24 protein-coding genes and 1 pseudogene are annotated in these 26,636 nt (G+C 35.7%); 14 read left to right on the top strand and 11 right to left on the bottom strand.

The window, feature by feature from the left end:
* Positions 1-198: 198 nt before the first annotated feature.
* The 4 genes and pseudogenes from BP17_RS03505 to BP17_RS03520 all read right to left on the bottom strand — a co-directional run.
* Complete coding sequence (locus tag BP17_RS03505) at positions 199-1,194, bottom strand: ketoacyl-ACP synthase III (protein ID WP_035051691.1); 996 nt, start codon at positions 1,192-1,194, stop codon at positions 199-201.
* A gap of 138 nt (positions 1,195-1,332) precedes the next feature.
* On the bottom strand, positions 1,333-1,698 hold the full coding sequence (locus BP17_RS03510; protein ID WP_035051694.1) for a hypothetical protein: 366 nt from the start codon (positions 1,696-1,698) through the stop codon (positions 1,333-1,335).
* 452 nt (positions 1,699-2,150) lie between these two features.
* Positions 2,151-2,987: an endonuclease/exonuclease/phosphatase family protein gene (locus BP17_RS03515; RefSeq protein WP_035051696.1), complete on the bottom strand. Its 837-nt coding sequence runs from the start codon at positions 2,985-2,987 to the stop codon at positions 2,151-2,153.
* A gap of 12 nt (positions 2,988-2,999) precedes the next feature.
* Positions 3,000-4,652 (bottom strand): annotated as a pseudogene (locus BP17_RS03520) (PTS transporter subunit IIBC); the annotation flags it as partial.
* Between the two features lie 312 nt (positions 4,653-4,964).
* Between BP17_RS03520 and BP17_RS03525 the strand changes: the two are divergent.
* The 4 genes from BP17_RS03525 (at position 4,965) to BP17_RS03540 (ending at position 10,029) form a co-directional block, all read left to right on the top strand.
* Complete coding sequence (locus BP17_RS03525; protein WP_035051700.1) at positions 4,965-7,250, top strand: glycoside hydrolase family 65 protein; 2,286 nt, start codon at positions 4,965-4,967, stop codon at positions 7,248-7,250.
* A 15-nt stretch (positions 7,251-7,265) separates the two neighbouring features.
* The gene (pgmB, locus tag BP17_RS03530; protein WP_035051702.1) at positions 7,266-7,937 is read left to right on the top strand and encodes a beta-phosphoglucomutase; all 672 of its coding nucleotides are present in this window, start codon (positions 7,266-7,268) and stop codon (positions 7,935-7,937) included.
* Positions 7,924-8,925 (top strand): aldose epimerase family protein, encoded by a 1,002-nt coding sequence (locus BP17_RS03535; RefSeq protein ID WP_035051705.1) that lies wholly within the window; start codon positions 7,924-7,926, stop codon positions 8,923-8,925. Before pgmB ends, BP17_RS03535 begins: the two co-directional genes overlap by 14 nt.
* 78 nt (positions 8,926-9,003) lie before the next feature.
* Positions 9,004-10,029 (top strand): LacI family DNA-binding transcriptional regulator, encoded by a 1,026-nt coding sequence (locus BP17_RS03540; RefSeq protein WP_035051707.1) that lies wholly within the window; start codon positions 9,004-9,006, stop codon positions 10,027-10,029.
* 252 nt (positions 10,030-10,281) lie between these two features.
* Here the strand turns inward: BP17_RS03540 and BP17_RS03545 are convergent, their stop codons facing one another.
* Complete coding sequence (locus tag BP17_RS03545) at positions 10,282-11,472, bottom strand: NADH-dependent flavin oxidoreductase (protein WP_035051709.1); 1,191 nt, start codon at positions 11,470-11,472, stop codon at positions 10,282-10,284.
* A 156-nt stretch (positions 11,473-11,628) separates the two neighbouring features.
* On the opposite strand from BP17_RS03545, the gene BP17_RS03550 reads away from it, so the two are divergent.
* Positions 11,629-12,003 (top strand): winged helix-turn-helix transcriptional regulator, encoded by a 375-nt coding sequence (locus tag BP17_RS03550; protein ID WP_035051711.1) that lies wholly within the window; start codon positions 11,629-11,631, stop codon positions 12,001-12,003.
* Positions 12,004-12,258: 255 nt separating this feature from the next.
* Here the strand turns inward: BP17_RS03550 and BP17_RS03555 are convergent, their stop codons facing one another.
* From BP17_RS03555 to gpmA, 3 genes are all read right to left on the bottom strand, one after another.
* Positions 12,259-12,714: a hypothetical protein gene (locus BP17_RS03555; protein WP_035051713.1), complete on the bottom strand. Its 456-nt coding sequence runs from the start codon at positions 12,712-12,714 to the stop codon at positions 12,259-12,261.
* 419 nt (positions 12,715-13,133) lie between these two features.
* Positions 13,134-13,535, bottom strand: coding sequence for a nucleoside-diphosphate kinase (gene ndk, locus BP17_RS03560; RefSeq protein WP_035051716.1), 402 nt, complete (start codon positions 13,533-13,535; stop codon positions 13,134-13,136).
* A gap of 116 nt (positions 13,536-13,651) precedes the next feature.
* Entirely contained in the window at positions 13,652-14,338 is a 687-nt protein-coding gene (gpmA, locus tag BP17_RS03565; RefSeq protein ID WP_035051719.1) for a 2,3-diphosphoglycerate-dependent phosphoglycerate mutase, read from the bottom strand.
* 197 nt (positions 14,339-14,535) lie between these two features.
* Between gpmA and BP17_RS03570 the strand changes: the two genes are divergently transcribed.
* The 4 genes from BP17_RS03570 to BP17_RS03585 all read left to right on the top strand — a co-directional run bounded on the left by BP17_RS03570 (position 14,536) and on the right by BP17_RS03585 (position 19,725).
* Entirely contained in the window at positions 14,536-15,321 is a 786-nt protein-coding gene (locus BP17_RS03570) for a glucose-1-dehydrogenase (protein WP_035051722.1), read from the top strand.
* Positions 15,322-15,558: 237 nt separating this feature from the next.
* On the top strand, positions 15,559-16,578 hold the full coding sequence (locus tag BP17_RS03575) for a glycosyltransferase family 2 protein (protein WP_035051725.1): 1,020 nt from the start codon (positions 15,559-15,561) through the stop codon (positions 16,576-16,578).
* A complete protein-coding gene (locus tag BP17_RS03580; protein WP_198022546.1) occupies positions 16,562-16,969 on the top strand; it encodes a GtrA family protein in 408 nt (135 codons plus the stop codon). Before BP17_RS03575 ends, BP17_RS03580 begins: the two co-directional genes overlap by 17 nt.
* Positions 16,966-19,725: a YfhO family protein gene (locus BP17_RS03585; RefSeq protein ID WP_232219594.1), complete on the top strand. Its 2,760-nt coding sequence runs from the start codon at positions 16,966-16,968 to the stop codon at positions 19,723-19,725. The genes BP17_RS03580 and BP17_RS03585 overlap by 4 nt, the downstream gene beginning before the upstream one ends.
* A 235-nt stretch (positions 19,726-19,960) precedes the next feature.
* Here the strand turns inward: BP17_RS03585 and BP17_RS03590 are convergent, their stop codons facing one another.
* From BP17_RS03590 to BP17_RS03600, 3 genes are all read right to left on the bottom strand, one after another.
* Complete coding sequence (locus BP17_RS03590; RefSeq protein WP_035051733.1) at positions 19,961-20,668, bottom strand: MgtC/SapB family protein; 708 nt, start codon at positions 20,666-20,668, stop codon at positions 19,961-19,963.
* A 128-nt stretch (positions 20,669-20,796) separates the two neighbouring features.
* Positions 20,797-21,366, bottom strand: a complete 570-nt coding sequence (locus BP17_RS03595; RefSeq protein ID WP_035051735.1) for a chromate transporter — start codon at positions 21,364-21,366, stop codon at positions 20,797-20,799.
* Positions 21,367-21,942, bottom strand: a complete 576-nt coding sequence (locus tag BP17_RS03600) for a chromate transporter (RefSeq protein ID WP_035051737.1) — start codon at positions 21,940-21,942, stop codon at positions 21,367-21,369.
* A 167-nt stretch (positions 21,943-22,109) separates the two neighbouring features.
* Between BP17_RS03600 and BP17_RS03605 the strand changes: the two genes are divergently transcribed.
* The 5 genes from BP17_RS03605 (at position 22,110) to BP17_RS03625 (ending at position 26,438) form a co-directional block, all read left to right on the top strand.
* The gene (locus BP17_RS03605; protein ID WP_035051741.1) at positions 22,110-22,973 is read left to right on the top strand and encodes a LicD family protein; all 864 of its coding nucleotides are present in this window, start codon (positions 22,110-22,112) and stop codon (positions 22,971-22,973) included.
* Positions 22,974-23,018: 45 nt separating this feature from the next.
* The gene (locus BP17_RS03610; protein ID WP_051910435.1) at positions 23,019-23,954 is read left to right on the top strand and encodes a choline/ethanolamine kinase family protein; all 936 of its coding nucleotides are present in this window, start codon (positions 23,019-23,021) and stop codon (positions 23,952-23,954) included.
* Between the two features lie 35 nt (positions 23,955-23,989).
* On the top strand, positions 23,990-24,883 hold the full coding sequence (locus BP17_RS03615) for an NTP transferase domain-containing protein (protein WP_035051744.1): 894 nt from the start codon (positions 23,990-23,992) through the stop codon (positions 24,881-24,883).
* 24 nt (positions 24,884-24,907) lie between these two features.
* A complete protein-coding gene (locus tag BP17_RS03620) occupies positions 24,908-25,852 on the top strand; it encodes a DMT family transporter (RefSeq protein ID WP_035051749.1) in 945 nt (314 codons plus the stop codon).
* Between the two features lie 124 nt (positions 25,853-25,976).
* Positions 25,977-26,438 carry a nucleoside deaminase gene (locus BP17_RS03625; RefSeq protein WP_035051751.1) on the top strand — a complete coding sequence of 154 codons (462 nt, stop codon included), beginning with the start codon at positions 25,977-25,979 and terminating at the stop codon, positions 26,436-26,438.
* Positions 26,439-26,636 lie beyond the last annotated feature (198 nt).

Here is a 26,636-nt window from a genome sequence, read left to right on the forward strand (position 1 = left end):
TCTCCAAGGTGGGGATAAAACAGTGAATTTTTTTGTGAATTAGCCAAATAGAAAAAAAGCGCATAAAATCAACGTTTCTCAGTTTGATTTTATGCGCTTTTTTGTTTTTAATACTTCTGTCCCAGCCACTTTACAAGTGTTTAAGTTCTATAGGACATAAAACTTGTAAAGTAGTGTTACTATACCTTAATTGTTTTTTTAATACTGGTAAAGAACAGCAATTAAGTTATAACCTACACCAACAGTCCATAATAATACTTTATCTCCACGTTTAATTGTGCCTTGTTCAATTCCTTCGTAGAAAGCCAATAAGGGACTTGAAGTTCCGGAATACCCATATTTGTCACCTATATAAATCATTTTTTCTTTTTCTAAACCATAGTGTTCTTGCATTCTATTAACATTTGCAATTGAAAATTGTGATAAACAGTAAGCTTTTATTTCATTAGGTGTTAAATTATTACGTTCTAGCAGTTCGTCGATGATCTTGTATGCAGGAGGCATAGCAATTCCGCCGTCAAAAGGTAACCATTGTACGTATTTGACACCCTCTTGACTTTTAAGTGCTTTAGATAAACCATTTTTTGGGAAAGTAACCATATCAGAATGACTTGAAGTTGTATGATAAATAGAATCAATTAAACCAGTATTTTCTTCTTCTACACGTTCTAAAATAAGTGCAACAGCTATATCACCGAATGCTGGATATGTAAGACTATCTGTTGGGTTCATAATTAAGGATGCATGGTCTGAACCTACAAGTAACAATTTGTTCATTCTAGGATTAGACATTAAATATCTAGACGCTTGGTCTAAAGCAACAGTCATACCTGAACAATTAGCATTTAAATCTAAAATACCGGTGTTTGAACTTGCTTGAAGTCCACGGTGCAGCATAGAAGCATTAGTAGGGAAAATATATTCAGGGACTTGTGTTGTAAACATAATCATATCTAAGTCTTTAGCTAAAACGCCTGACTTTTTTAATACTTTATTAGAAGCTTCAATAGCCATTGTTACTGTATTTTCATCATCATTGTCGATAATGTGTCGCGAATCTCGACCTAAAACATCTTTTAAAAATTTTGTATGGTCCTTACCGGTAAGATTTTTAAAATGGTCGATATAAAAATCATTTTCAACTTTGTTTGCTGGATGATGAATAGCAATACTCTTAATTCTAATGCTTGTCATTTATTGAAACTCTCCTTTTTACTCGTTCACATACTTTAGCAAAACGAAAGGTTCCATTTATCAGAAAAACGATAAATAGAACCTTTTCCATTATTATTAGTCGGTTATATCACAGATTTCAGCTCGATTTACTTCTTGTTAGTCTACTATTACTACTTCCGCATTTGTCAGTTTAGCCTTACGCGCTAAACGTCCTAATTGCATTTTCAAGTAGGGTGCTTCAATAATCTCAAAAATAACTTGTTTAAAACCAGATGATTTGTACATATCGTAACAAAATGATAACGATGGTTCCAATTCTGGAGTTACTAATTTCAAATCTCGACAGTCAAGACGTAAAATTAAATCCTTTGCTTCTAGTGGACCAACAGTCTTCTTATATTCTGCAATAAATTCTTCCGCTTGAGTAGGCATCATTGATCCTTCAACAAGAATTTGAACTTCTTTCTTTAAATTATTAACTATTATTTCATATACCCCTGATTCTGATATGTTTTTTGCCATTATAATTCATCACCTTTTTTATTTTATGCAGGTTTTTATGTATTAAATAACCTAAACATACCATAATACAACATGTGTTTTAATATGTCAAACTTCTATTTGTCTCAAGCTAAAATAAAGAATTCAGTTATCTGTACAATAATACTAAATCTAAATGGAATAATACCAATTGAAAAATGAGCAAATGAAATAAAAACGTCTAAACGGAAGTGTTTCTAGCATGATAGCCCTTTTTTTCTACTATTTCTCTTTTCGTCTGATTATAGAGACTGTAGGTGGAAGTATCTATGGATACATGAAATTAGATAGAATCTTGTTTTGTTTTTGAATTAGACTCTAAAACTAATTTGAAAAATAATATATGAAGATGGAGTATTAGATCAAAAAGAAAGACAAAAAAAGCTCCCGACCTACAATCCAAAAAGATTGTGAGTCGAGAATTTTTTGTTGAATCAAACGGTGGTTTGTTCTTCTGCAGTTGCAAGGTTGATGCTGACACCATAATGGTCCGAAACAATTGGATTATTTCTGCCATTGAAAAAGACTTTTGAGGCATCAACTTCAAAGGGGTGATTTGTAAAAATGAAATCGATTCTTAACTTTTCATTATTTTCAGCCCAACCGTCAATGTTTTTTTCTACGGTATACCCTTTATCCCGTTTATCTGCCAGATGGAAAGTATCAAACCAGTCTCTGGTCACTAATTCATAACCTTCATTGATTTTTTGTGCTGGATTATTAAAATCACCCATCAAGTAAATTGGTCCGATCAACGTTTTGAAAAAAGCTGAACACACTGCCCATTGCTCTTTAAAAGAATCGTCTTCATCATTCCACCAACCTAAATGAAGATTAAAGTACCAGCTGTCTTCGATTTGAACGCCTAATACAGGACGCGTTTTATAATTATCAAACGCTCTGCTTTTAGAAGCATAAAAGGTTTTGATTTCCTGGATCGGATGAAGGCTCAAAAATGCTAAACCTTCATCATAAATATCATAGCCAATGTGGGCTGGCTGCCAAGTCCAAATATATCGTAGACCAGCTTGTTCTAATTTTTGCTGTACAAGAAAAGCAAAATTATTTCGCTTGATTTGGACAGTAGGGTCAGCCGCTTGATAAGCGAAGTGATTTGACAGATCGAGAACAGATTCATCGATGGATTGGTTTATTTCTTGGAAAGCAATCACATCGAACTGATTTACCAAAATGGTTTCGATAAGCGTATCCAATTTATCATACGGCTGTTCTTCTAACCAACTGTGAGTATTTAATGTTAATAACTTCAACTATTATTCTCCTAAAGCATCCAGGATATCTGACTTTAAGACGTCTGCTTTTGGACCATAGACAGCTTGGATGCCATTATTTTTTTTAATCAATCCTAAAGCGCCTAGTTTTTTCCAGGCAGGTTCATCGCCGACGATTGCGGGATCTTTTACAGTAACTCGTAAACGAGTCATACAAGCATCAACATCAGCGATATTTGTTGGGCCACCTAAAAGTGCGATAATATTTTGAACTTGTGCGCTTGCTGCTGAAACAGTTTCTCCTGTTGAGGCAGTAACTGAATCGGTGTCTTCAATAGAAGCTTCATCAATATAGTTGCCTAAACGACCAGGTGTTGCAATGTTGAAACGACCGATCAAGTAATAAGAAATAAAATAGGCAAGTCCAAAGAAAACGATGCTACTAAGGACAAAGTTAATGACATCCCACATTAAACCGGCATTTACGGACATTGGAATCCGCGTTAGAAATTCTAAGTTTCCAAAAGAATGAACGCGTAATGGAATAAGATCAGCTAAAGCAAATGAGAGTCCTTGAAGTACTGCATAAATAACATATAAGAAAGGTGCTGCAAACATAAACATAAATTCAAGTGGTTCGGTAACTCCTGTTAAGAAGACCGCAATAGCTGCTGAGAAAAAGATAGATTTATATTTTTTGCGTTTATCAGCATCTGTTCGACGATACATCGCTAAAGCTACACCCAATAAGGTTCCGGTAGCTCCAATCATTTGACCAACTTTGAAACGAGCAGGAGTGATAGATGTTAATAAATCATTATAAGCTGCCGTATCGCCGCTATTTTTCAAGTTTACTAGATCGCTTACCCAAGCTAACCACAATGGGTCTTGACCAAACACTTGAGTGCCTACATTTGCACCCGTCAAGACCGTGTAAGTTCCGCCAAGTGCTGTGTAGTTTACTGGGATGGTCAACATATGATGCAATCCAAAAGGCAATAAGAGACGTTCTAGTGTTCCGTAAATGAATGGTGCTAGAACAGGAGCCGTATCACCAGATGTTGCGATCCATTGACCAAAATTGTTGATTCCCGTTTGAACGATTGGCCAAAAAATTGCCAAGCCGACAGAAACAATCACAGACCATAAGATGACTACGAAAGGAACAAAGCGTTTTCCGTTAAAGAAGGAAAGAGCCTCTGGTAATTTCCGGTAGTTGTAATATTTGTTAAAAACGATTGCTCCAACAAAACCTGAAATGATTCCAATGAAAACACCCATGTTTAAGGCAGGAGCACCAAGGACAGATGTGAAGTATCCGTTAACTAAAATTTCTGAACCAAATAAGGTTTTTGTTGTAGCACCTTCAGTAACCAACATGTCAGCTGATACACCAAAAATAGCACCGGTAGTAACATTCATTAAAATAAAGGCTAACAATGCAGCAAAAGCTCCACCAGCTCGTTCTTTAGCCCATGAGCCCCCAATAGCAGCAGCAAAAAGAATATGTAAATTCCCAATGACACCCCAACCTAAGCTTTCCATCACATTTCCTATGACGGCTAGTAATTGAACATCGCCTCCAAACATGACGATCATTTTTCCGATACTAATCATTAAACCTGCAGCAGGCATAACAGCAATAACGACCATTAGAGCCTTCCCAAGTTTTTGCCAAAAATCAAATGAAAACATTTTTTTCATTTTTGTTCATCTCCTCAAATAGGTATAATCAATGCAAACGATTGCTTTGATTATACCTATTAAAAATTTAACTTGCAAGCGATTTCTAGATAAGTAAACGAAAATGAGATGTTGTTAACGGTAACAGAATATTTCATTAAACCGCCATTTTAGAAATTCTTATCTATAGTACATTATAATGAATAGTGATAGAGTTTATGAAGAAATGAAATTGACAACGCAATCGTTTGCGTTTATGATTGCGGTAGAACATTAAAAAGTCTGCTGTATAGTTTAAGATACATAAATGAAGCAGGTAGAGGAGGAAGAAAAATGGGAAATAAACGATTATTTGAATTAGATGAATGGAAAATCGCAACGCAAACATTAGATAAAAAACAAAGACGATTACAAGAAAGCTTGACCAGTATTGGAAATGGGTATATGGGCATGCGTGGAAATTTTGAAGAACGCTATTCAGGCGATCATCATCAAGGAAGTTATTTAGCAGGTGTGTGGTATCCGGATAAAACGCGTGTCGGCTGGTGGAAAAATGGTTACCCCGATTACTTTGGTAAAGTGATCAATTCGATGAATTTTATCCAATTAGACTTGTTTATAGATGGAGAGCCAGTAGATCTATATACCGATACCATCCGTGAATTTGAAATGGAGTTGGATATGCAGACGGGGATTTTATCGCGCCGCTATATCGTTGAGAAGAAGAATAAGCAAGTACTAGTAGAAGTTGAACGATTTGTTAGCCTAGCTCAAAAAGAATTGTGTGCGATTCGAATGAACGTGACCAGCTTGAATGAAGCCGTTGATATCCGTTTTGTTCCAGGTTTAGACAGTAATGTCACGAATGAAGATTCAAATTATGAAGAAAAATTCTGGCTTCCGGTTATGGCGGCTAAAGACACATTGATTGTCGAAACGAAACCAAATGATTTTGGAATCGAACAATTTACAGTAGCTGCTACGATGTTGAACCGCACGTTCGGCGTTGAGAAAATCTGTGATACCGTATCAGATATGTGCGTCAATGAGGAGTTTGTTGGGAAACTAGCAGCAGGTGAACAAGCATCTATTGAAAAGTTAGTTATTTTAACAACTTCGCGAGACAGTTCAAAAGAAGAAGTAGGGACACGCAGTCAAGCATTGAGTGCGGACTTAATACCTGTCTCTTTTGCAGAATTAAGAAAACAACACGCTGAGTTATGGGAAGAGCGTTGGGCGAAAGCGGATGTGGTCATCGGAGGCGATAGTGCTGCACAACAAGGGATCCGCTACAATTTATTTCAACTATTCTCAACTTATTATGGTGAAGATGAGCGTTTAAATATTGGACCAAAAGGCTTTACGGGTGAAAAATACGGTGGAGCAACATACTGGGACACAGAAGCGTATGCCGTTCCATTGTACTTAGCTTTGGCTGATCAAAAAGTGGCAAAAAATTTACTGACTTATCGACACAATCAATTGCCGCAAGCTGAACACAATGCGCGTCAACAAGGATTAAAAGGAGCACTTTACCCAATGGTAACGTTCACTGGGGTTGAATGCCACAATGAATGGGAAATCACATTTGAAGAAATTCACCGTAATGGGGCAATGGCGTATGCTATTTACAATTATACGAATTATACCGGTGATGAAAGTTACTTAGTAGATAAAGGATTGGATGTTTTAGTGGGAATCAGCCGTTTCTGGGCAGACCGTATTCACTATAACCAAGGAAAAGATCAATATATGATGCATGGTGTCACAGGTCCGAATGAATATGAAAATAATGTTAACAACAATTGGTATACAAATACGATGGCAGTTTGGACATTGAACTATACGTTGGCGGCTTTAGAAAAAGCTCCAAACAAAAAAACGGCGTTGACCGTAACGGAAACGGAATTAAATGAATGGAAAGCGATTAGTTCAAAAATGTATTACCCATATGATACTGAAAAAGGCGTATTCATCCAACACGATACCTTTATGGATAAAGATTTGCGTCCGGTTACTGAATTAGCCCCAAGTGATTTGCCGTTGAGTCAGAATTGGTCATGGGATAAAATTTTGCGTTCGCCTTTCATTAAGCAAGCGGATGTCTTGCAAGGTATTTATTTCTTTAAAGAAGAGTTTACGAAAGAAGAGAAACAGCGTAATTTTGATTTCTATGAACCAATGACTGTTCATGAATCAAGTCTTTCACCAAGTATTCATGCAATTTTGGCAGCAGATCTACACCGAATGGATAAGGCAGTTGAATTATATGGCCGTTCAGCTCGATTAGATCTAGACAATTACAATAACGATACACAAGATGGGCTGCATATTACATCGATGACGGGTAGCTGGTTAACGATCGTAGAAGGTTTTGCTGGTATGCGTACAGCAAATGAAATATTGGCTTTTGCGCCATTATTACCGACAAACTGGACTCATTATGAATTCCATATCAATTATCGCGGACGCTTATTGAAAATCACTGTATCTCAAACGGCTACAACGATTGAATTAGTGTCCGGTGAACCGTTAGAAATGAAAGTCTACGAAAAAGTTATTATATTAGAAAATCAATATACTTGTGCAACAAATGCTGCAACAGCAGTAGTAAAATAGGAAGGTGGAGACAAAATGAAAGCTGTATTATTTGATTTAGACGGAATTCTGACAGACACAGCTAATTACCATTATCAAGCATGGAAGGCGTTAGGTGCGGAATTAGGAGTTGAAATAGACGAGGCATTCAATGAACAATTGAAAGGCGTCAGCCGAACGGATTCTTTAGCTTTGATCTTAGCTAAAGACGGCTTAGAAGAAAAGTTTACAATTGTAGAAAAAGAGGCCTTAGCAACTAAGAAAAATGATGTCTACAAAAAAATGATTGAGCAAATGTCTGCTGAGGATATATTGCCTGGAATCAAAACCTTATTGATCGACCTAAAAGCAAAAGGTATTCTATTGGGACTGGCTTCAGCAAGTCAAAACGGACCCAATATTTTAGGAAAATTAGGCTTGGAAGACTTCTTTGATACGATCGTCGACCCAGCTAAATTAGCTGCAGGAAAACCTCACCCAGAAATTTTTGAAACAGGAGCTAAGCAATTGAACGTGTCTGTTCAAGAGTGCATCGGGATCGAAGATGCAGCAGCAGGAGTTCAATCGATCAATAGCGCCGGCATGGCAGCAGTAGCCGTTGGAGACGAGACCACATTGAGAGCAGCTGCTAAAGTTGTTGCCTCGACCAATGAGTTGACTGCAGATTTATTGACCGCTGTTTGGGCAGAGTCTGTTGGAGTTCACTAAACGACGATTCGGTTGGATAGCCGATCAAGAGATAATAGAATACCAACTGACCACTAAACAAGGTGCTGTTTTTAAGTGCTTAAATTACGGAGCGATCGTGTCCAGTATTGAAGTACCTGATAAAAATGGGGACTGTGAAAATGTGGTGTTGGGTTTTGATACTCTTGAAGAGTACATTGAGGATTCGCCTTATTTTGGTGCGGTAGTTGGACGAGTAGCTGGACGGATCAAAAATGGAATATGGGATACGCATAAATTGACTCAAAATGAAGGGTTACACCACATCCATGGCGGACAAGCTAATTTCAGTCAAATCGTATGGGACACTGAAGTGAATAAAGCTGTTGATTTTATCGATATTATCTTCACGCATATAAGTCCAGCTGGAGACAACGGATATCCAGGAAACTTAACGGTAAAAGTGGTTTATCGATGGACCGAAAAGGCTGTTTGGACTATGGATATTCGAGCAGAGACGGATGCAACAACCTTGTTCAATCCGACGAACCATACGTATTTCAATTTGAGCGGATCGGTCAAACGGACCATTCTAAACCATAAATTGCAAATTGCCAGCGCTGCTTATGCTGAAGTTGGAGCTGATAAATGTCCAACGGGAAGGTTATGCCCAGTTGATGGAACACCTTATGATTTTCGAACGCCTATTTTTATGAGCGAAGCATTGGCAAAACAGCCTGCTGGCTATGACACACCTTTTAAATTAACTACTGGAAACGTGTTGCTTAGTGAACCAGAAAGTGGTCGGCAATTAGCGATTCGTACGACTCGAGAAGCAGTCGTCGTTTTTTCGACGACCGGAATGGATGAAGAGTATGTAGTGATGGGCAAAAAAATGTGCAGTCACCTAGGGATTGCTCTAGAAACGCAAGAGCTGCCAGATGCTGTCCATCATCCCCATTTCCAATCCATCATTTTAAAACCGGGAGAGAAGTATTTTTCACAAACAACCTATCGTTTTTCTGCTTGACAAATCTTGCTAATCGTTAGTTTCTAACTTATGATAAGGGAAAGAAACAAAAATAATACAGGTTGAGGGAGTGAACAGATGGCGATCACGATTAAAGATGTTGCAAAAAAAGCAGGTGTGGCGACCTCAACTGTTTCTCGAACGATTCAAGATCATTCCAGTATCAGCGAAAAAACGAAGAAAAAAGTCCGTTTGATAATGAAAGAACTCGGTTATCAACCTAACTTGGCGGCGCGAGGATTAGTAAATCAAAATACTCGGACGATTGGAATCATTTTGCCTGTATCGGACGGGGGAGTCTTTCAAAATCCTTTCTTCTTAGAAATGATTCGCGGCATCAGTAAGACTTGTAATGAGAAAAAATACATGGTGGCAATTGCTTCAGGGACAACGGAAGAAGAATTACTGGAAAGTATTCAAATGATGGCAAAGGGTGGTCGAGCAGACGGTTTTATCGTCTTGTATTCTAAAAAAGAAGATCAAGTGATTGATTATTTGCATCAAGAGAAGTTGAATTATGCCATTATTGGAAAACCTTATCAGCATGAAAATGAAATCTTATATGTCGATAACGATAACCAATTAGCCGGAAAAGATGCAACAAATTATATGATTGGTTTAAACCATCAAAAGATTGCTTATATATGCAACGATATGGACGAAATGGTTACAGCTGAACGTTTATCAGGTTACCAACAGGCCATGGCTACAGCGAATATTGCCATTGATCCAACTTATGTTGTAGCAGAAGACTTTAAAGGAGCAGAGTATAAGCAACGATTAATAGCATTATTTCTTGCTGATAAACACCCCACAGCAGTAGTGGCGAGTGATGATATAGTAGCTATGAGTTTGAGCAATTTGTTAAAGGATATTGGCTTATCTGTGCCAAATGATGTTTCAATTATCAGTTTCAATAATTCGATTTTTGCTAAAATGACCCAACCAGCGTTAACTTCAATTGATATCCACATTAATTACTTGAGCAGTCAGGTAGTTGAGAAGTTGGTTGAATTTATTGAAGGCAGACAAACAATACCGATGAAAGTTATCTTGTCGCATAAGATTATTGAACGAGATTCGTGCAAGAATAGAACAGAATAAAACCAAAAAAAGGACATTCTTATCTAAAAGAATGTCCTTTTTGGTCGCTATTTTTTAGTGTTGATTGGTTTAATCCAATTCCTTATCCATAATTTTTGAAGCTTGAATGCCGGAAAACTTCTTTTAGGCTTAAGACGGTCCATTGGCTCCACAAGTAAACCTGTCTATTCCAGAAAAAATTTATTATGAAGTATCAATACTGTCTGTCAACTAGCCTTCAATATGAAATAATTAATCCAATTAAACTTATTTTTAAAGTTTTTTCTCGTAGCCTTCCATTGGAGCAAATTGTCCTGAGTAATCATCGTTCACATTAGCTGAATCTGTTGAGAAGTGCATAACAGAACTAAACGATTCAACTAGATAAACTTGCATTACAGGAGGGATAGCTAATTCATCCATATCCAGTAGGCTAATTTCTTTCCGGATACTACTTTCATCATTTGAAGCTACTTTTTGTACCCATTGAGGTTCACGAATCAATTCTCTTCCTAATGCAACCAAGTTAGCGCCATTCGCTAAAATGTCATCTGCATCTTTAGGATTTTCAGCTGAACCGACTCCGATTAAAGGAACATTATTTTCTGTTACTTTAACAAATTGGTTTAAGATCGGAGTGATATCAGTTTTATCATTTAATGATGTACGTTTATAACTTGCAATCGATAAATGAAGATAATCAATTTTTCCTTTAATTGCATCTGCAAAATAAAGAGAATCTGCTAAACGAATTCCAGGAGTTTCAATTTCTTCTGGAGACATTCTATAGCCTAAAATAAATGGGCGATCAGCGTATTGTTTAATAATATCAGCAGCGTGGTCAATAACTGCTAGAGGGAAAGTAAGTCTCTTGTCTCTTGATCCGCCCCATTTGTCTGTTCTTCTATTTGAATGTTCTGAGTAAAATTGTTGTAGAAGGTAGGTGTTAGCACCATGCAATTCAACGCCGTCAAAACCAGCGACTATTGCTCTACGTGTAGCTTCTCCGAAATCAACGATGATTTGTTCGATTTCATCATTCGTTAATTCTTTTGGCATTTCAGAATCTGTTGGGTAAGGAGCTGCAATAGCACTCGCACTTACAGGTTGATCGCCTTTTAATATCCTTGAGTAAGTTTTTCTACCAACATGGAAAATTTGCAGAACAGCTTTTGTGCCTTTTTGTTTAATGGCCGTAGCTAATTTTTCAAGACCTGGAATCATTGAGTCATCTGCAACAGATAATTCACCTTCAAATCCCTTACCATTGTCGCTTACGTAAGCAACTCCAGTGATGATCATTCCGGGACCTCCAGCTCGCGCTCCATAGTAATTTATTTCATCTGTAGTAATCATTCCGTTATGAAAGCTAGACATAGTTGTCATTGGCGCCATCACGATTTTGTTTTTTAATTTTTGTCCATTTTTAAATTCAAAACTATCTAAAAAATCATATTTAGTCATTAGTGTTCCTCCAACTAGTTATTTAAGAAGACGATGTCTTTAAATCATTTCTTATATATGTTAGTATACTTACTATAAACGAAAAAGATAAGTACGCACTTTAAAGTGCTATAGGTACTTAAAAGTGCCTATCAGAAAAATAAGGGGGAAAATAAGTTGGGAAAAATTTATAATCTTGGTGTGGAAGCTACACTTGAAGTGATTGGTGGAAAATGGAAACCCATTATCTTGTGCCAATTAGGTCATGGAGCGTTACGAACAGGAGAAATGAGAAGAAGAATTCCAGCAATTACACAAAAAATGTTGACGCAACAATTAAGAGAACTTGAAGAAGACAGCATTATAGCTAGAGAAGTGTTTAATCAAGTACCTCCTAAAGTTATTTATTCTTTAACAAAAGAGGGAAAGTCATTAAGAGAAGTTTTGATCGCCATGTCTGTTTGGGGAGAAGAACGAATCAATAATGATCAAAAAAATGGAAAAGATGTTCAGATTACCAGTCAGGACTATACTGGATTTGTTGAAATGTAAATGCACCTTATAATTTTTAATGGTGCTAGATTTAATCTAGGCAAACCGGTCCATTCCAGCAGAAATTTTATTTTGAATCACCCACACTGTTAGAACTAAAGGCTAAAAAACCAACAAAAAATATAATGACCCCCAAATGTTAGATCAAAATCTAACGTTTGGGGGTCATTTTTTATGGCTAAATAGATAAAAGAATGTCGACTTGCTTTTTTCTCCCTATGAGTCATATGAATATAGCAAATAAACAAGTAAGAATTAGTTGTTTTCTTGAAGAACTACTTTTACTTTTTCAATCACTTCTTGATCATTTTTTTCATAAATAAATTCGATAAATAAATTTTCTTCAAAATCAATATTCTTAGTGGGTATAATAAAGCCAACCAGGTCGCCTTCTAATAGAGTTGTACGCGTATCAAGAATTCCTTCTTGATTTGCACCAGTGCTGACTGAGTAAAAAAGAGTATTATTTTTATCATAAAAATTCATATTAGCTTGTTGAACTAAATCTTCAATATCGCTGTCTGTGTGTTCAATAGCGAATAATTGATAGGTTGGTTGAATATATAATTCGTCCTCATTTGATACAATTACTAAGTTTTCGAGAGCAACATCTTTTGTTCTAGCGTCGATTGAAAATGTATGTAATGTATTAGTTGCCGTACAGGCACTCAAAAATATAAAACTCATCAAAACTAAGATAAACTTTTTCATTTTTTAACTCCTTATAGAAAAAAATTCGTATTTTTTTTCAACACCAAGAATAGGTTTATAATTTTTAGTACGAATAGATTTAATCCATGCACTCATCCTAAATTTCTGGCGGAATAGGGTGGCTTGTAACCATGTTAAGTATTCAATGAGAATTACACAACGTTGGCGCTTTAGCGATTACGCTGTGTTTGAAGCTTGAAAGCTGGAAGACTTCTTTTAGGCTTCAAGCGGTGCCATGGTTTCACAAGCAAACCCGTCCATTCCAGCAGAAATCTTATTTTGAATCATCCACATCGTTTGAACTAGAACTTGAAATGTTCTAGAAGAAATTTTATTTTAAAAATCAACACTATTTGCCACATAACTTAAAAATACCTACCAAGCTAATTTTGGTAGGTATTTTTAATGGAGATTAACTTTTAGTTAAACCAAATGGAACGTTCTCTGATTGCACTTTCTAGTGAATCAGAAGCGTGAACAGTATTTTCAGCCATGCTAAGACCATACAAGGCACGAATCGTATTGTCTTGGGAATCTTCAGGATCTGTAGTCCCATTCAATGTTCGAACGCGACTGACTACATCTTCACCTTCTAAAACAAGAGCAACTAATGGACTTCTTGTAAGATAAGTAACTAATCGGTTAAAGAAAGGTTTTCCATTATGTTCTGCATAATGTTGTTCTGCCATTTCTGTAGAAGCATTGATTAATTTCAGTTCAATAACTTTCAAACCATTTCTTTCGTATTCAACTAAAATACTTCCAATTAAGTTTCGTTCTACCGCATCTGGCTTAATCAATACAAGTGTTTTTTCTGTCATTGCTAATCATCCTCCTAGAAATACCCTTAATAAGAGTTTAACATGTTCTGTTTCTTTAGGGTAGAAAGAAGAGAACACTTAATGAAATGAAACTAAAAGCGCTAAGGATTTTTTGACTATTCTAAATAATATTTTTTAGTCACCATCAATTCTTCATTTAATTCATAAACAAGTGGCTGACCAGTCGGAATATCGATAGCCATGATTTCTTCATCCGATAGTTCTTCTAGGTATTTGATCAATGCCCGAATCGAATTCCCATGTGCAGCAATCAATACAGTTTTATTATCTAGAATTGCTGGTGCAATATGATCTTCCCAAAAAGGTATCACTCGTTCTAAAGTTACTTTTAGACTTTCACCCATTGGGATGGTCCTTTTTTGAAGATTGGCATAACGACGATCATTCAACGCAGAATTTAAATCGTTTGGTTTTAATAGTGGTGGCAAAGTGTCATACGAACGACGCCAGATTTGAACTTGTTCGGGCCCAAATTCTTCAATAGTCGCTTGTTTATTCAACCCTTGCAAGGCTCCATAATGACGTTCATTTAAGCGCCAAGATTTGGTTTCCGGAACCCATAATTGATCTGATTCTTCTAAAATAATATGGCAAGTCTTGATGGCTCTTTTTAAGACAGATGTAAAAGCGAAATCAAAATTAATTCCGGCATTTTTAATTTTTTGTCCAGCTTTATGTGCTTCGTCATACCCTTGTTCACTTAAATCAGCATCCATCCACCCGGTAAATTGATTTAATTTATTCCATTCGCTTAAACCATGTCGCACAAAAATTAATTTCAATTCATCCACCACCTTTTTTGTAATCGAACGCAAGCTTTACCATAATTTTACTCTTGTTTTTTGTAAAAGCTATTAATAAGATACCTCTTGGAAAATAAAAGATGAAGTGTCGAGGTTTGAAAATAGACGCTTTTTTTTTATTGAGCTATACTGAATATAAGTGGCTATTCGCTAGAAAAGATATTTGGAGGGATTAGATGTACAAAGAGTTAGAAGGAAAAGTTGCGGTCGTTACAGGTGGTTCTAAAGGTATCGGAAATGCGATTGCTAGACGGTTGTCTGAAGAAAAAATGAAAGTCGTGATCAATTACCATAGCGACAAAGAAGGCGCTGAAAAAACAGTAGAAGATTTGAAACAAATTGGTGGCGAAGCAATTGCAGTGCAAGCTGATGTAAGCAGCGAAGCCGGTGTAAAGGCTTTGTTAGATGCGGCTATTTCAAATTTTGGTGATTTAGATTTATGGATCAATAATGCTGGAATGGAAAATAAAGTCCCAACTCATGAGTTAACGTTAGAGGACTGGGATAAGGTCATCAATGTAAACTTAACAGGTGTCTTCCTAGGATCCAAAGCAGCATTGAATCATTTCCTAGAAAAGAATAAAAAAGGAAACATTATCAATATGTCTTCTGTCCATGAACGAATCCCTTGGCCGACATTTGCTCATTATTCAGCGAGTAAAGGCGGAGTGAAACTATTTAATGAAACAATTGCACTAGAATATGCTCATAAAGGGATTCGAGTAAATAGCATTGCTCCTGGAGCAATCAATACCCCTATCAATGCTGAAAAATTTGAAGATGAAGAACAAAAAGCAGCAACTTTAAAAATGATTCCATTGGATTATATTGGTAAGCCAGAAGAAGTCGCAGCGGCAGCGGCTTGGCTAGCTTCGGATGAATCGAGTTACGTAACTGGTATTACGCTATTCGTTGATGGTGGAATGACTTTATATCCTTCATTTGAAAAAGGAGAAGGATAAGAAAAAACACTTAGAAATAAGGTGTTTATAAAAATGAATCAACTTTATTCGGAGTAGGTTATCTACTCCGTTTTTTGTTTTCATACAATGAAATCGGATACTCGAATCAATTTAAGAGAATTTTCTCATTTAAAAGCAACAAAAATAGACGGCAATTTTTCGGTAGGATATACTAGTTAAGAAACGAACTCGTATAACAATGAGTACGATGCATTAAATGAAAGGTAAGATAAAAAAATGAAGACTATTACCATATTGATCCCTGCTTATAATGAAGAAGACGTAATTGACAAAATGTACGAAAAATTAGATAGCGTCTGTGGAGGTTTATCTCAGTATGCGTTTGAATTTCTATTTGTGAATGATGGAAGTACAGATAGAACCCTTGAACAGATAAAAGCTTTTAAACAAAATGATCCACGTGTGCAGTATGTGGATTTATCTCGTAATTTTGGAAAAGAGCCAGCAATGTTAGCTGGATTTGATTATGCTAAGGGCGATGCATTGATTATTATAGATGCCGATCTGCAGCAACCGCCAGAAATATTTTCTGAAATGATCCATTGGTGGGAAGAAGGTTACGATGATGTCTATGCTGTTCGCAAAGAACGCGAAGGGGAAACATGGTTAAAGAAATGGACCTCTGACATGTATTACAGAGTATTACAAAAAGTTGCTAAAGTAAAAGTTTACCCTCAAGCAGGTGATTTTAGATTATTGGATAAAAAATGTGTGACAGCCTTAACTCAACTTAGAGAACATGAGCGTTACACAAAAGGAATGTATGGCTGGATAGGTTTTAAAAAGAAAGAGATTGCTTATATAGCTGAAGCTAGGGCTGGTGGAGAAACCAAATGGAATATCTCAGATTTGATGAATTTAGCATTAAATGGTATCACCTCTTATAGCACGATACCTTTAAAGATTTGGTCAATTATTGGCATCAGCATCTCAATATTTTCTTTTATCTATCTGGCTGTTGAAATTATTCGAACAACATTATTTGGAACAAATGTGGACGGATACCCTTCTTTAATTGCCGGTATTTTATTTTTAGGTGGCATCCAACTCATTTCACTTGGCATTATTGGCGAGTATTTGGGTCGCGTGTTTATCGAAACAAAGGAACGACCAGTTTACTTCATTCAAGAATATTCAGAAGGAAAAACTGAAAAAGACGAAGTAACTCCTCGTGAACGAAAAGAAGAAGAGAAAGAGATGGATGTAAGAAATGACAAAGATAAAAGAGCTCATTAGTAAATACGATGAGGTAATTGGGTATTTGATTTTTGGCGGTTTAACAACCGTTGTAAATATTATTGTTTTTTATTTATTTGATTCTATTCTTGGGGTGCATTACTTAGTTGCAAATGCGCTGGCTATTATTGTTTCAATTTTATTTGCTTTTTTTACTAATAAAAAATATGTATTTAAATCATCAACCCCGACTTTTCAATTGTGGCTGAAAGAATTTAGTTTGTTTGTCTCTTTTCGTTTACTATCAGCTGTCTTTGACATGGGAAGTATGTGGCTGTTAGTTGATGGATTGGATTTTGATGCAAACTGGGCAAAAATCATCACACAATTTATTGTCGTGGTACTGAATTATGCATTCAGTAAATTCTTTATTTTTAAACAAGGAGAGTGAATCAGTTGTTAAAAGACCTTGGCGAAAATTTATTTGAAGAAAAAAAAATCACCAAACAAACATTTGCTCTCTTCACCGGGTTGTTCTTAATTATGATTCTTGGAATCTATAGCTACTTTGTAGTGGTGCAAAAATCGTTTATCTGGGAAGGAGACGGTTTTTCACAGCATTATCTAATTTTTAAAGATTATCTTACTTCAATCAAAGACTATTTTGCAGATCCTTCTGTGGGGTTACCCTTTTGGGACTGGACAAATGGGATGGGAGCAGACCTGCTAAGTGCCTATGGGTATTATGTTATCGGTGATCCGTTTGTCTATCTTGGATTACTATTTCCTGCGAGTATGACTGAACTTGCTTTTCATATTTTGATAATATTACGTCTTTACTTTATAGGTATCGCCTTTTTATTTTATTGTCGCGAGATGCAAGTTGGCAGTTCGGGTGCTTTAGCGGGTTCAATGATGTACACCTTTACTTTTTATGTCATTTTAAATGTTACGCGCCATCCTTTTTTTCTTATGCCAATGCTATTTTTCCCATTATTGTGTATTGGGATCGAAAAAATCTTACACAATGAATCAAATACAGTATTTATAATCATTATTTTTCTTAGTGCGTGCAGCAATTTTTACTTTTTTTATATGCTGAGTGTATTGATTTTCATTTATGCTGTTATACGGTATTTTCATCTTTACGGCAAAAAAACCATTAGACATTTTCTGACGTATGTTTGGGTATCCATTTATTCTTACTTGATTGGATTATTGCTCTCAAGCGTATTATTCGTCCCAATCGTTGGGGGATTCTTACAATCGTCAAGAGAGCCTGGAAAATTTGCCAGCGGACTGCTTGTTTACCCTGTTAAGTATTATTGGTCTTTAATTTTAAATATTTTTGTTTCTGAGCGGTATTTATGGACAGTATTTGGCTTTTCTTCTTTTGCGTTGTTTTTGCTGCCGCTGCTATGGATGAAACGCAAAAAATTTGGTTATATTTCTATTAGCCTAGGGTTGTTTGCAGTAATATTGTTATTGCCAGCTTTTGGTTCCATAATGAATGGCTTTGCAGGTCCGTATAACCGTTGGACCTTTGCTATTCCTTTATTTATTTCATTGGGAGCCGCATTGCTTTTCAACAGTCGATTCAACTTAACGAAAAAAGAGTATTCTGCAATGGGTTGGGTGCTTTTACTGTACAGTGGAGCAATTATTTTGATCATGCAAGTTGTCGGCTTTAAAGCAGCGTATGTCACTCCCTTGATTTTTGCAGCTGTGATGTGGCTGTTGTTAGTCTTAGCAAATAAACAGCAAACTAAAAAGCCGTTAACCAGGCGTTCTAAGTGGATCTATTCGGCCGCTTTACTGGTGATCATTATGGTGGATTTAGGTTTTAGTGCGATGGATTACTATTACCCATGGGGACAAAATAGTATAGAATTATCATTAGATTATGGAACGGTAGATGAAAATTACTTATCAACCTTTGACGGGCTAGAGCAAGAACTGCCACAAAATCAAGATATTTCTCGCATTGGGGTAACGAGTAAAGATAATCAAGTGAAAAATCAGATGATTACCTTAGAAAAAATGGGCTTGAATTCATATTTATCGGTTTCAAATGGATATATCTCAAATTTTGCCAAACAATTAGAATCAGGGCAATTTCAACTTATTCAGCCTTTAAGGAACGGTTTTGACGACCGCCAAATCGCCAATAATTTCTTAGGCATTCGTTACATTCTGACAGAAAAAGAAAATGAAGCTTATCTTCCATACGGGTACGAAGTAATGGATGATCTTTCTGATAAGAGTTCTTCCTTTGTTGTAGCGGAAACAAAAAATTACTTTCCTTTTGCTTATGCTAACACGACTTATTTAACATATGAATCATTTAGACAACTGAATCCCATTGAGAAAGAACAGTTCTTATCATATGGAGTCGTTGTATCATCAGAAGAAGTAGACACGACGGACTTAACGTTATTTGATCAAGCATTAGAGGTCAAAAGTGAAGACTATCAATTGGTTTCAAACGATTCAAGTAAAGCTAGCGTTGAAGAAGAGGGTATAATAATCAACGAGCCTAATGGGAAAGTTGAACTGGTACTAGATGACTCAACTGCTCTACAAAATGCTGAGGTCTACGTTTATTTAGAAGGATTAGATTTCACGCCAAGTGTCAGTGATCCTTTGACAAGAACACCGACTAGTTTTACTGCTCAAGTTGCATTAGGGGAACGAAAAAAAGCCATTCGCCAATCAGACATTTTAAGTTTCAGTTCTTATATCAAACGTTCAGAAATGTTGTTTAACATGGGTTACCAAGATGAAAATAGCGAAGAAGAAACAATTTCGCTTCAATTTTCTGAAGTAGGAGAATATGCATTGGAAGACATTACGGTATTTGTCGTTCCGCTAGATGAAGATTATTCAACTAGAGTGGCAGAAAAAAGAACCAATCAATTAAATATAGAACAATTTACTAATAAAATAGTTAGCGGCTCAATCACAATGACTGAATCTGCTATCTTATCCACCACAATTCCCTATACCCAGGGATGGAAAGCAGAAGTGAATGGGGAAGAGGTTGAAACGATTCTGGTTAATGAAGGATTTATAGGACTTCCATTAGAAGCTGGAACTTCAGCAGTCACGTTTATGTATCAACCACCATTTTTGATCATGGGAGCTTGGCTTTCTTTTGCAGGACTAGCCGCATTAGCATTAAATTACGTATTTTGGAATAGACATTAAAAGAGACTGAAAAAGGGCTCTATAATTTTTAGTGTCGATAAATTTAAGTTAACTACTTTTCTGAAAGTTCTGGAGGAATAGAGTTGCTTGTAGCCATGTGCAAGATCCAATGAGAATTACAAAACGTTGGCGCTTCAGCGATTACGTTATATTTGAAGGGAGTGTGACTAAAAGCGTCACTATTTTACGTAGAACAAAAAAAGAACAAAAGTGAGTAGTTTTCACTTTTGTTCTTTTAGTTTTCTCTTAACGTTTGGATACGCTGAATGTTTTTAAATTCAGAAAGATCTTCCACTACAGAAGCGATAGATTTCGTATCTGGTAAACTAAGTGTATAAAGATTGATGTAACTATTTTTTTCCGCGCTCTTTGTATCAACACTGTAATCCAATCCAAGGATATTGATTTTCATTTTAGTAAAGTAAGAGTTCAAAAACTGTTTAGTTTCTTCGTGATTAATATAATAAATTTCAATTCTTTTGGAACTTTGAACACGAAATAGTTTTTTAATAACACGTAAAACAAGAAGAATAATCAAACAACCTATCAAAGCTAAAAAGTAACTTCCCATTCCAACGGCGATCCCTAGACCAGCAATTGCCCAAATAGAAGCTGCTGTAGTTAATCCGGTGACACTTTTTTTAGTTACAATAATCGTACCTGCTCCTAAAAAGCCAATACCACTAATGATTTGAGCTGGTATTCGTGTCATATCGGTATTTAAAACTTGAGTTAGATCTGGCTCACTTAATGCCATTTCAATCGTGCTATAGGTTACTTGCAGTTGAACTAGAGTAATAATACAAGCACCGACACATACTAATATATGTGTCCGTAAACCCGCATCATGGCCTTTAATTTCACGCTCGTATCCAATTGCACTTCCAAACAAAACAGCTAGGATTAAGCGAAGAATAATCTCACTATATGCCAATTCAAACATGTAACCCCTACTTTCTGGAAGAACGATGTAAAATAAAATCTTCTTTCTCAGTATAAAGAAAATAAAAAGATTCACAACTCATCCATCTCTGAATAAATCAAGTCTGTTAGAAAAAATAGCTGGGCAAATCAAAGTATTGTAACTCCGTAAAGAATCACTCGAACTATTCCAGCTGCTAGCATAACAATGATAGGACCTATTTTTGTTTTTCTTAGTATAATTAAACCAATAACGAACAAACCCAAAGAAACGAGATCCAATTCAGCCCACTCAATTGGAAGAGCATCTTTATTAAATAAAGCAGTCAGCAAAATGGATAACCCAGCAGAAGCAATCAAAGCCACAACAGCAGGACGTAAACCTTTAATAACCCCTTGTACTAAAGATAAACCTTTGTATTTGTAATAAAAAACGGCTAATATTAAAACAATAATAACAGAAGGCGTGATACATCCCAGGGTAGCAAAAATCGAGCCGGGTATTCCAGCTACTTTCGTACCAACAAAGGTAGAAGCATTCAAAGCAATTGGGCCAGGTGTCATCTGTGAGATCGTCAAAACGTCAATGTATTCAGTACTCGTCAACCAATTGTTTTTCTCAATCACTTGCTCCTGGATCAATGGCAATGCAGCATAACCGCCACCAAAGCTTAAAGCGCCGACTTGGAAAAAACTCCAAAATAATTGCAAATAAATCATTTACTTTAGTCCTCCTTTCATTTTTTGTGCTTCTTTATAGGTCGTATAAGCCCCTATTGCTCCACAAATAAACAAAATGACGACAATATTGATTGAAGTAAAAGCAGCTGCAAGGAAAGAAAGTACCATAACGATAATAGGTAAAATCTTTTTGTCTTTTGTTATGCCACTTACCATATTGATGACAACATTTACGATTACAGCAGCGACACCAGCTTGCATGCCGAATAACACAGCGTTTATAACTGGATTATCGCGAAACGTTAAATAAAAATAGGACACAATAGTAATAATAATCAATGGGGGTAAAGAAGTGCCGAGCACAGATAAAAGAGCTCCTCGAATACCAGCCATCCGGTATCCTATGATAATTGAAGCATTGACAGCAATAGGCCCTGGAGCTGATTGAGCAATGGCTACCAAATCAAGCATTTCTTCTTCATCGATCCATTTCAGTTCGTTCACAAAACGTTTTTGCATTAGAGGAACAATCACGTATCCTCCTCCGAAAGTAAAGGTACTCAAAGTAAACGTCGATAAAAATAAAGTTCGATAAAATGTTGCATCTTTTTCCAATAAATCCCTCCTAAAAAATTAGTTATCCTTATTATATCTTATCCAATTTGAAATAAATTTGCAAAAAAATTGAGAATACTGAATAATAAGAAACAACCTCTAGCTTGAGTCACTTAAATAGTAAAAAAGACGATAAAATTAAAATCAACGGTTAAGGCGGTATATTGATGCAAAAAAATGAATTCACATTCCCAGGATTAAATGTCCGTATTAAAGAGGCACAAAATGTACAGTTAGAAATTCTATTAGAGTTTGATCGATTATGTAAAAAAAATAACATCCAATATCAACTGTTCTCAGGAACACTGATTGGAGCAATCAGACATAACGGTTTTATCCCTTGGGACGATGATATTGATGTTTGTATGTTAAGAGAAGAGTACGATCAATTTTTGGAAGCTAGTAAAAAAGAGTTAAGTGAAAATTATTTCGTACAAAATTACCACACAGATAAAAAATTTCAATCTCAGTATTCAAAAATCAAAAAAAATAATACACGCTATGTTGAAGATCTCGTTCAAGATGTAGACATGCACCAAGGGATTTTTATAGATGTATTTCCCTATGATCATGTAAGGCCTCAGACGTTCAAAGGTAGAGCTCAACGAATTGCGATAGACCAATTAAAAATAATCAATTACTGTAGAGTTATGAGGGTAAATGATACTGAAAAGAAGAAAAGTTTAAGAACGGCTAAAAAAGCTACTTATTATTTATTAAAAGTAATTCCAAAAAATAAAATAGATCGTTTGATTACAAAGCTTGTCTGTACATTTAACCATAAAGAGGAAAAATATGTAGGGGAATTGAGTGTTTCAACAGGTAAACAGACATATGAATCATTTGTTTTAAAAAAAGAGTTCTTTTATGATTCGATTGAGTGGGATTTTGAAGGACACAAATTTCCTGTGCCACGAGCATATGATGAAATTTTAACAAAAAATTATGGCAACTATATGAAAATGCCACCTTTAAAAGAACAAGAGCCTCATCACGGAGTTATTGAAATTAATTTCAATACAAAAGAATAAAAAAGTTGTGCGAGCTTTATCGCACAACAAGAAGGGAAGAAAACTATGGGAAATCAAGATGAAGCATTAAAAGAGAAAGTTTTAAATCCAGAAATTGTAGCAGTCATCACTAAAGCAATGGCCATTGAACCTGACGAGGTAAAGAATATCACGTACTTAAAAAAAGGAATGACAAATAATTCTTTTAAATTTGATGTTAAAGACAAGAGCTATATTATTCGCTTTCCAGGTGCAGGTACGGACCAACTGATCAATAGGTCAAATGAATACAATGTATATGGCGTATTAAAGGGGAAGAATATAAGTGACCACATTGTTTACATCTCAAATGACAGCGGTATCAAAATAACGGAATTTTGGGAAACGGCAAGAGTGAGCGATCCTTTTAATAAAGAGGATGTAGTGCGATGTATGAACAAATTAAAAGAATTTCATACTAGCGACTTAAAAGTTTCGCATTCTTTTGATCCTTTTGCAGAAATTGAATTTTACGAAAGTTTATGGAAGGGCAAGCCATCAGTCTTTGAAGACTATGTCAAAGTGAAAAAACGCATTATGTCTTTAGAAAAACTAATCGATCAATTCCCTAAAGAACTTGTCTTAGCTCATGTAGATTCTGTTTCAGATAATTTTTTATTTGTAGCTGATGAGGTATTCATCATCGATTGGGAATACGCTGCGATGCAAGATCCTCACTTCGATGTAGCAATGTTTGCTATTTACTCACTTTACAACAGAGAACAAACTGATTTTTTGATTGATTGTTATTTTTCTGGCAGCTGTACGATTGAAACAAGTATGAAAATTTATAGTTATATGGCAGTAGGGGGATTGCTTTGGAGCAACTGGTGTGAGTACAAGAGTTCTTTAGGTGTAGATTTTGGGGAATATGCTTTAAAACAATATGAATTTGCTAAAGAGTATTACGCTATTGTTGTAGACGAATTTTTACCAAAGGCAAATAGTGATTTAAAACAATAAAATAAGATAAGCTAGAAAAATGAGGGATAAACGAAATGAATGTAAAAGAAGAACCATTACTTAAAGTCGAGAATGCGATTATTATGGCTGCAGGATTTTCTTCTCGATTCGCGCCAATTTCTTACGAATATCCAAAGTCTTTAGTAAAAGTCAAAGGACAAATTTTAATAGAAAGACAGATTCTGCAATTAAAAGAAGCTGGTATCGATGATATTACAATCGTTGTGGGGTATAAAAAAGAACTATTTTACTATCTAATAGATCAATTTCAGGTGAAGTTAGTTGAAAACCCCGATTATGTTAGCCGCAACAATCATTCATCGATCTATGTTGTAAGAGAAAAACTTGGAAATACGTATATTTGTTCAGCAGATAACTACTTTACCCAAAACGTATTTGAGACTTATGTTAATAAAGCTTACTATTCATCTGTTTATGAAGAAGGAGAAACAAATGAGTGGTGCATCGAAACGGATGAAACGGGTCTAATAACGGATTTAAAAATAGGTGGAAAAGATAAGTGGGTTATGTTGGGACATGTATTTTTCTCTCGTGATTTTTCAAAGAAATTTGTAGGAATTTTAGAAGATGTCTATGAAAATCCTGAAACAAAGAATCTTTTATGGGAAAGTATTTATGCAAATCATATTGACGAGTTAGAGCTATATATTCGTGAATACTCTAAAGAAATCATCTTTGAATTTGATACATTGGATGAGTTGCGAGCATTTGATCCTCATTATATTGATTCTACAGGCTCCATAATTTTACAATCTATTTGCGAGCAGTTGAATTGTAACGAAAGTGATATTACACGTCTCTCTTCGATAATAGGGAATGGCGAAACGATTGGTTTTGATTGTTTTATAAAAGATGCTAATTATTCCTATTTTTATGAAACAAAAGAGTTATTAATACACAAATCTTGAAAAAGATAACTAGGAGAATGAGATATGGCATATGGCTTATTAGCAGGTTTCTTTTGGGGGCTAGACACAGTTATATTGGGAATTGCTTTAGTTATGTCACCATTTTTATCAACTGAGCAGGCAATTTTATTAGCCCCATTTATTAGTACTTTTATCCACGATTTTTGCTCGTCCCTATGGATGTTAGGTTATATGGGTATCAAAAAGGAATCAAAAAAAATAGTTGCTGCTTTAAAAACCAGAAGTGGAAAAGTAATTGTTCTGGCAGCTGTAATGGGCGGTCCAATTGGGATGACGGGTTACGTTTTATCAATCAGTTATATTGGAGCAGCGTACACAGCCATTATATCTGCTTTATTTCCAGGAGTTGGTGCACTTTTATCTTACATCTTTTTAAAGGAAAAAATGAAAGGTTATCAACTAGTTGGCTTAACGGTTAGTATTTTGGGCGTTATTGCTTTAGGCTATTCACCAGGCGGTAATGAATCAACGAATATGCTTTTAGGTTTCTTATTTGCCCTTATGTGTGTTATTGGATGGGCGTCCGAAGCAGTTATTATCGCTTATGGACTAAGGACGCAAGAAATTAGTGATCGGCTAGCTCTTCAGATAAGACAATTAACATCAACAGTCTTTTATGGAGCAATTATCATACCATTTGTTGGAGGTTGGTCATTCACTATAGCTATGCTACCAACAAAAACAGCAGCTATTATTTTGTTGGCTGCACTATTCGGGACTGCTTCGTATTTATTTTATTATAAAGCTATTAATAAAATTGGCGCTTCTAAAGCCATGGCTTTAAACATAACGTATTCTGCTTGGTCAATCGTTTTTGGAGCAATTATCTTGAACGAAGAAGTATCGCTGAGAAGCATTATTTATGCACTGATCATTGTAGGGGGTTCAGTTACTGCAGCAGCTAATTTAGAAGAAATAATGAAATTTAAGAAGAAAGCTATCAACTAAATAGAGAACAGTCAGTGCAAATGGGAACGTATCTTTTGGATAAACCAAGTTAAATTGCTATAGTTAAATGAGTTCTGAAGTAAGTAAATCAGTCAATTCAGTAAGAAAAGAAAGGAAGGACTAAATGGATCAGTTTATGCAAAGAGCAGTTAAACTTGCGATAGAAAATGTTCGTGACGGTGGAACACCTTTTGGAGCAGTGCTTGTTAAAAATAAAGAAATAATTTCTGAAGGAGTCAACGAATTGCACCACATATTTGATAGTAGTGGGCATGCAGAAATGTTGGCGATACGTAAAGCTCAAGCAAAACTTAAGACGCTTGATTTATCGGATTACACCATGTACGCCAGTGGTGAACCTTGTCCGATGTGCTTGTCTGTTATGTACTTATCTGGAATAAAACAAGGCTACTATTGTGAATCAGTTGATGTAGCAGCAGAAATTGGATTAGGTGATTCTAAAGTTATTTACGAAGATTTGAAAAAAGATAAAGCCGCACGTAAACTTTATTTAAAGCAAATGCCTTTAGAGCAAGGTCAAGAAAGTCCAATGGAGATATGGACAGAAAAAAAATCGAGTGAGTAATAGAGCAGATTTCAAAAACTTAAGGGAATTGCGATATTAATTTATTGTCGTTTCTTAAGTTTTTTTGTTAGATTCATTAGGCTAGAGTTAAGCAAACACTAACTGAATAAAAAATGACAGTTTTTTAACACTTGCTATGTGCTAAAATATTGTCTACGAGTTTGTTTTAAACTATTTTTTGAAACATAACATCGAAAA

The sequence above is a fragment of the Carnobacterium pleistocenium FTR1 genome (assembly GCF_000744285.1).
Lineage (GTDB): Bacteria > Bacillota > Bacilli > Lactobacillales > Carnobacteriaceae > Carnobacterium_B > Carnobacterium_B pleistocenium.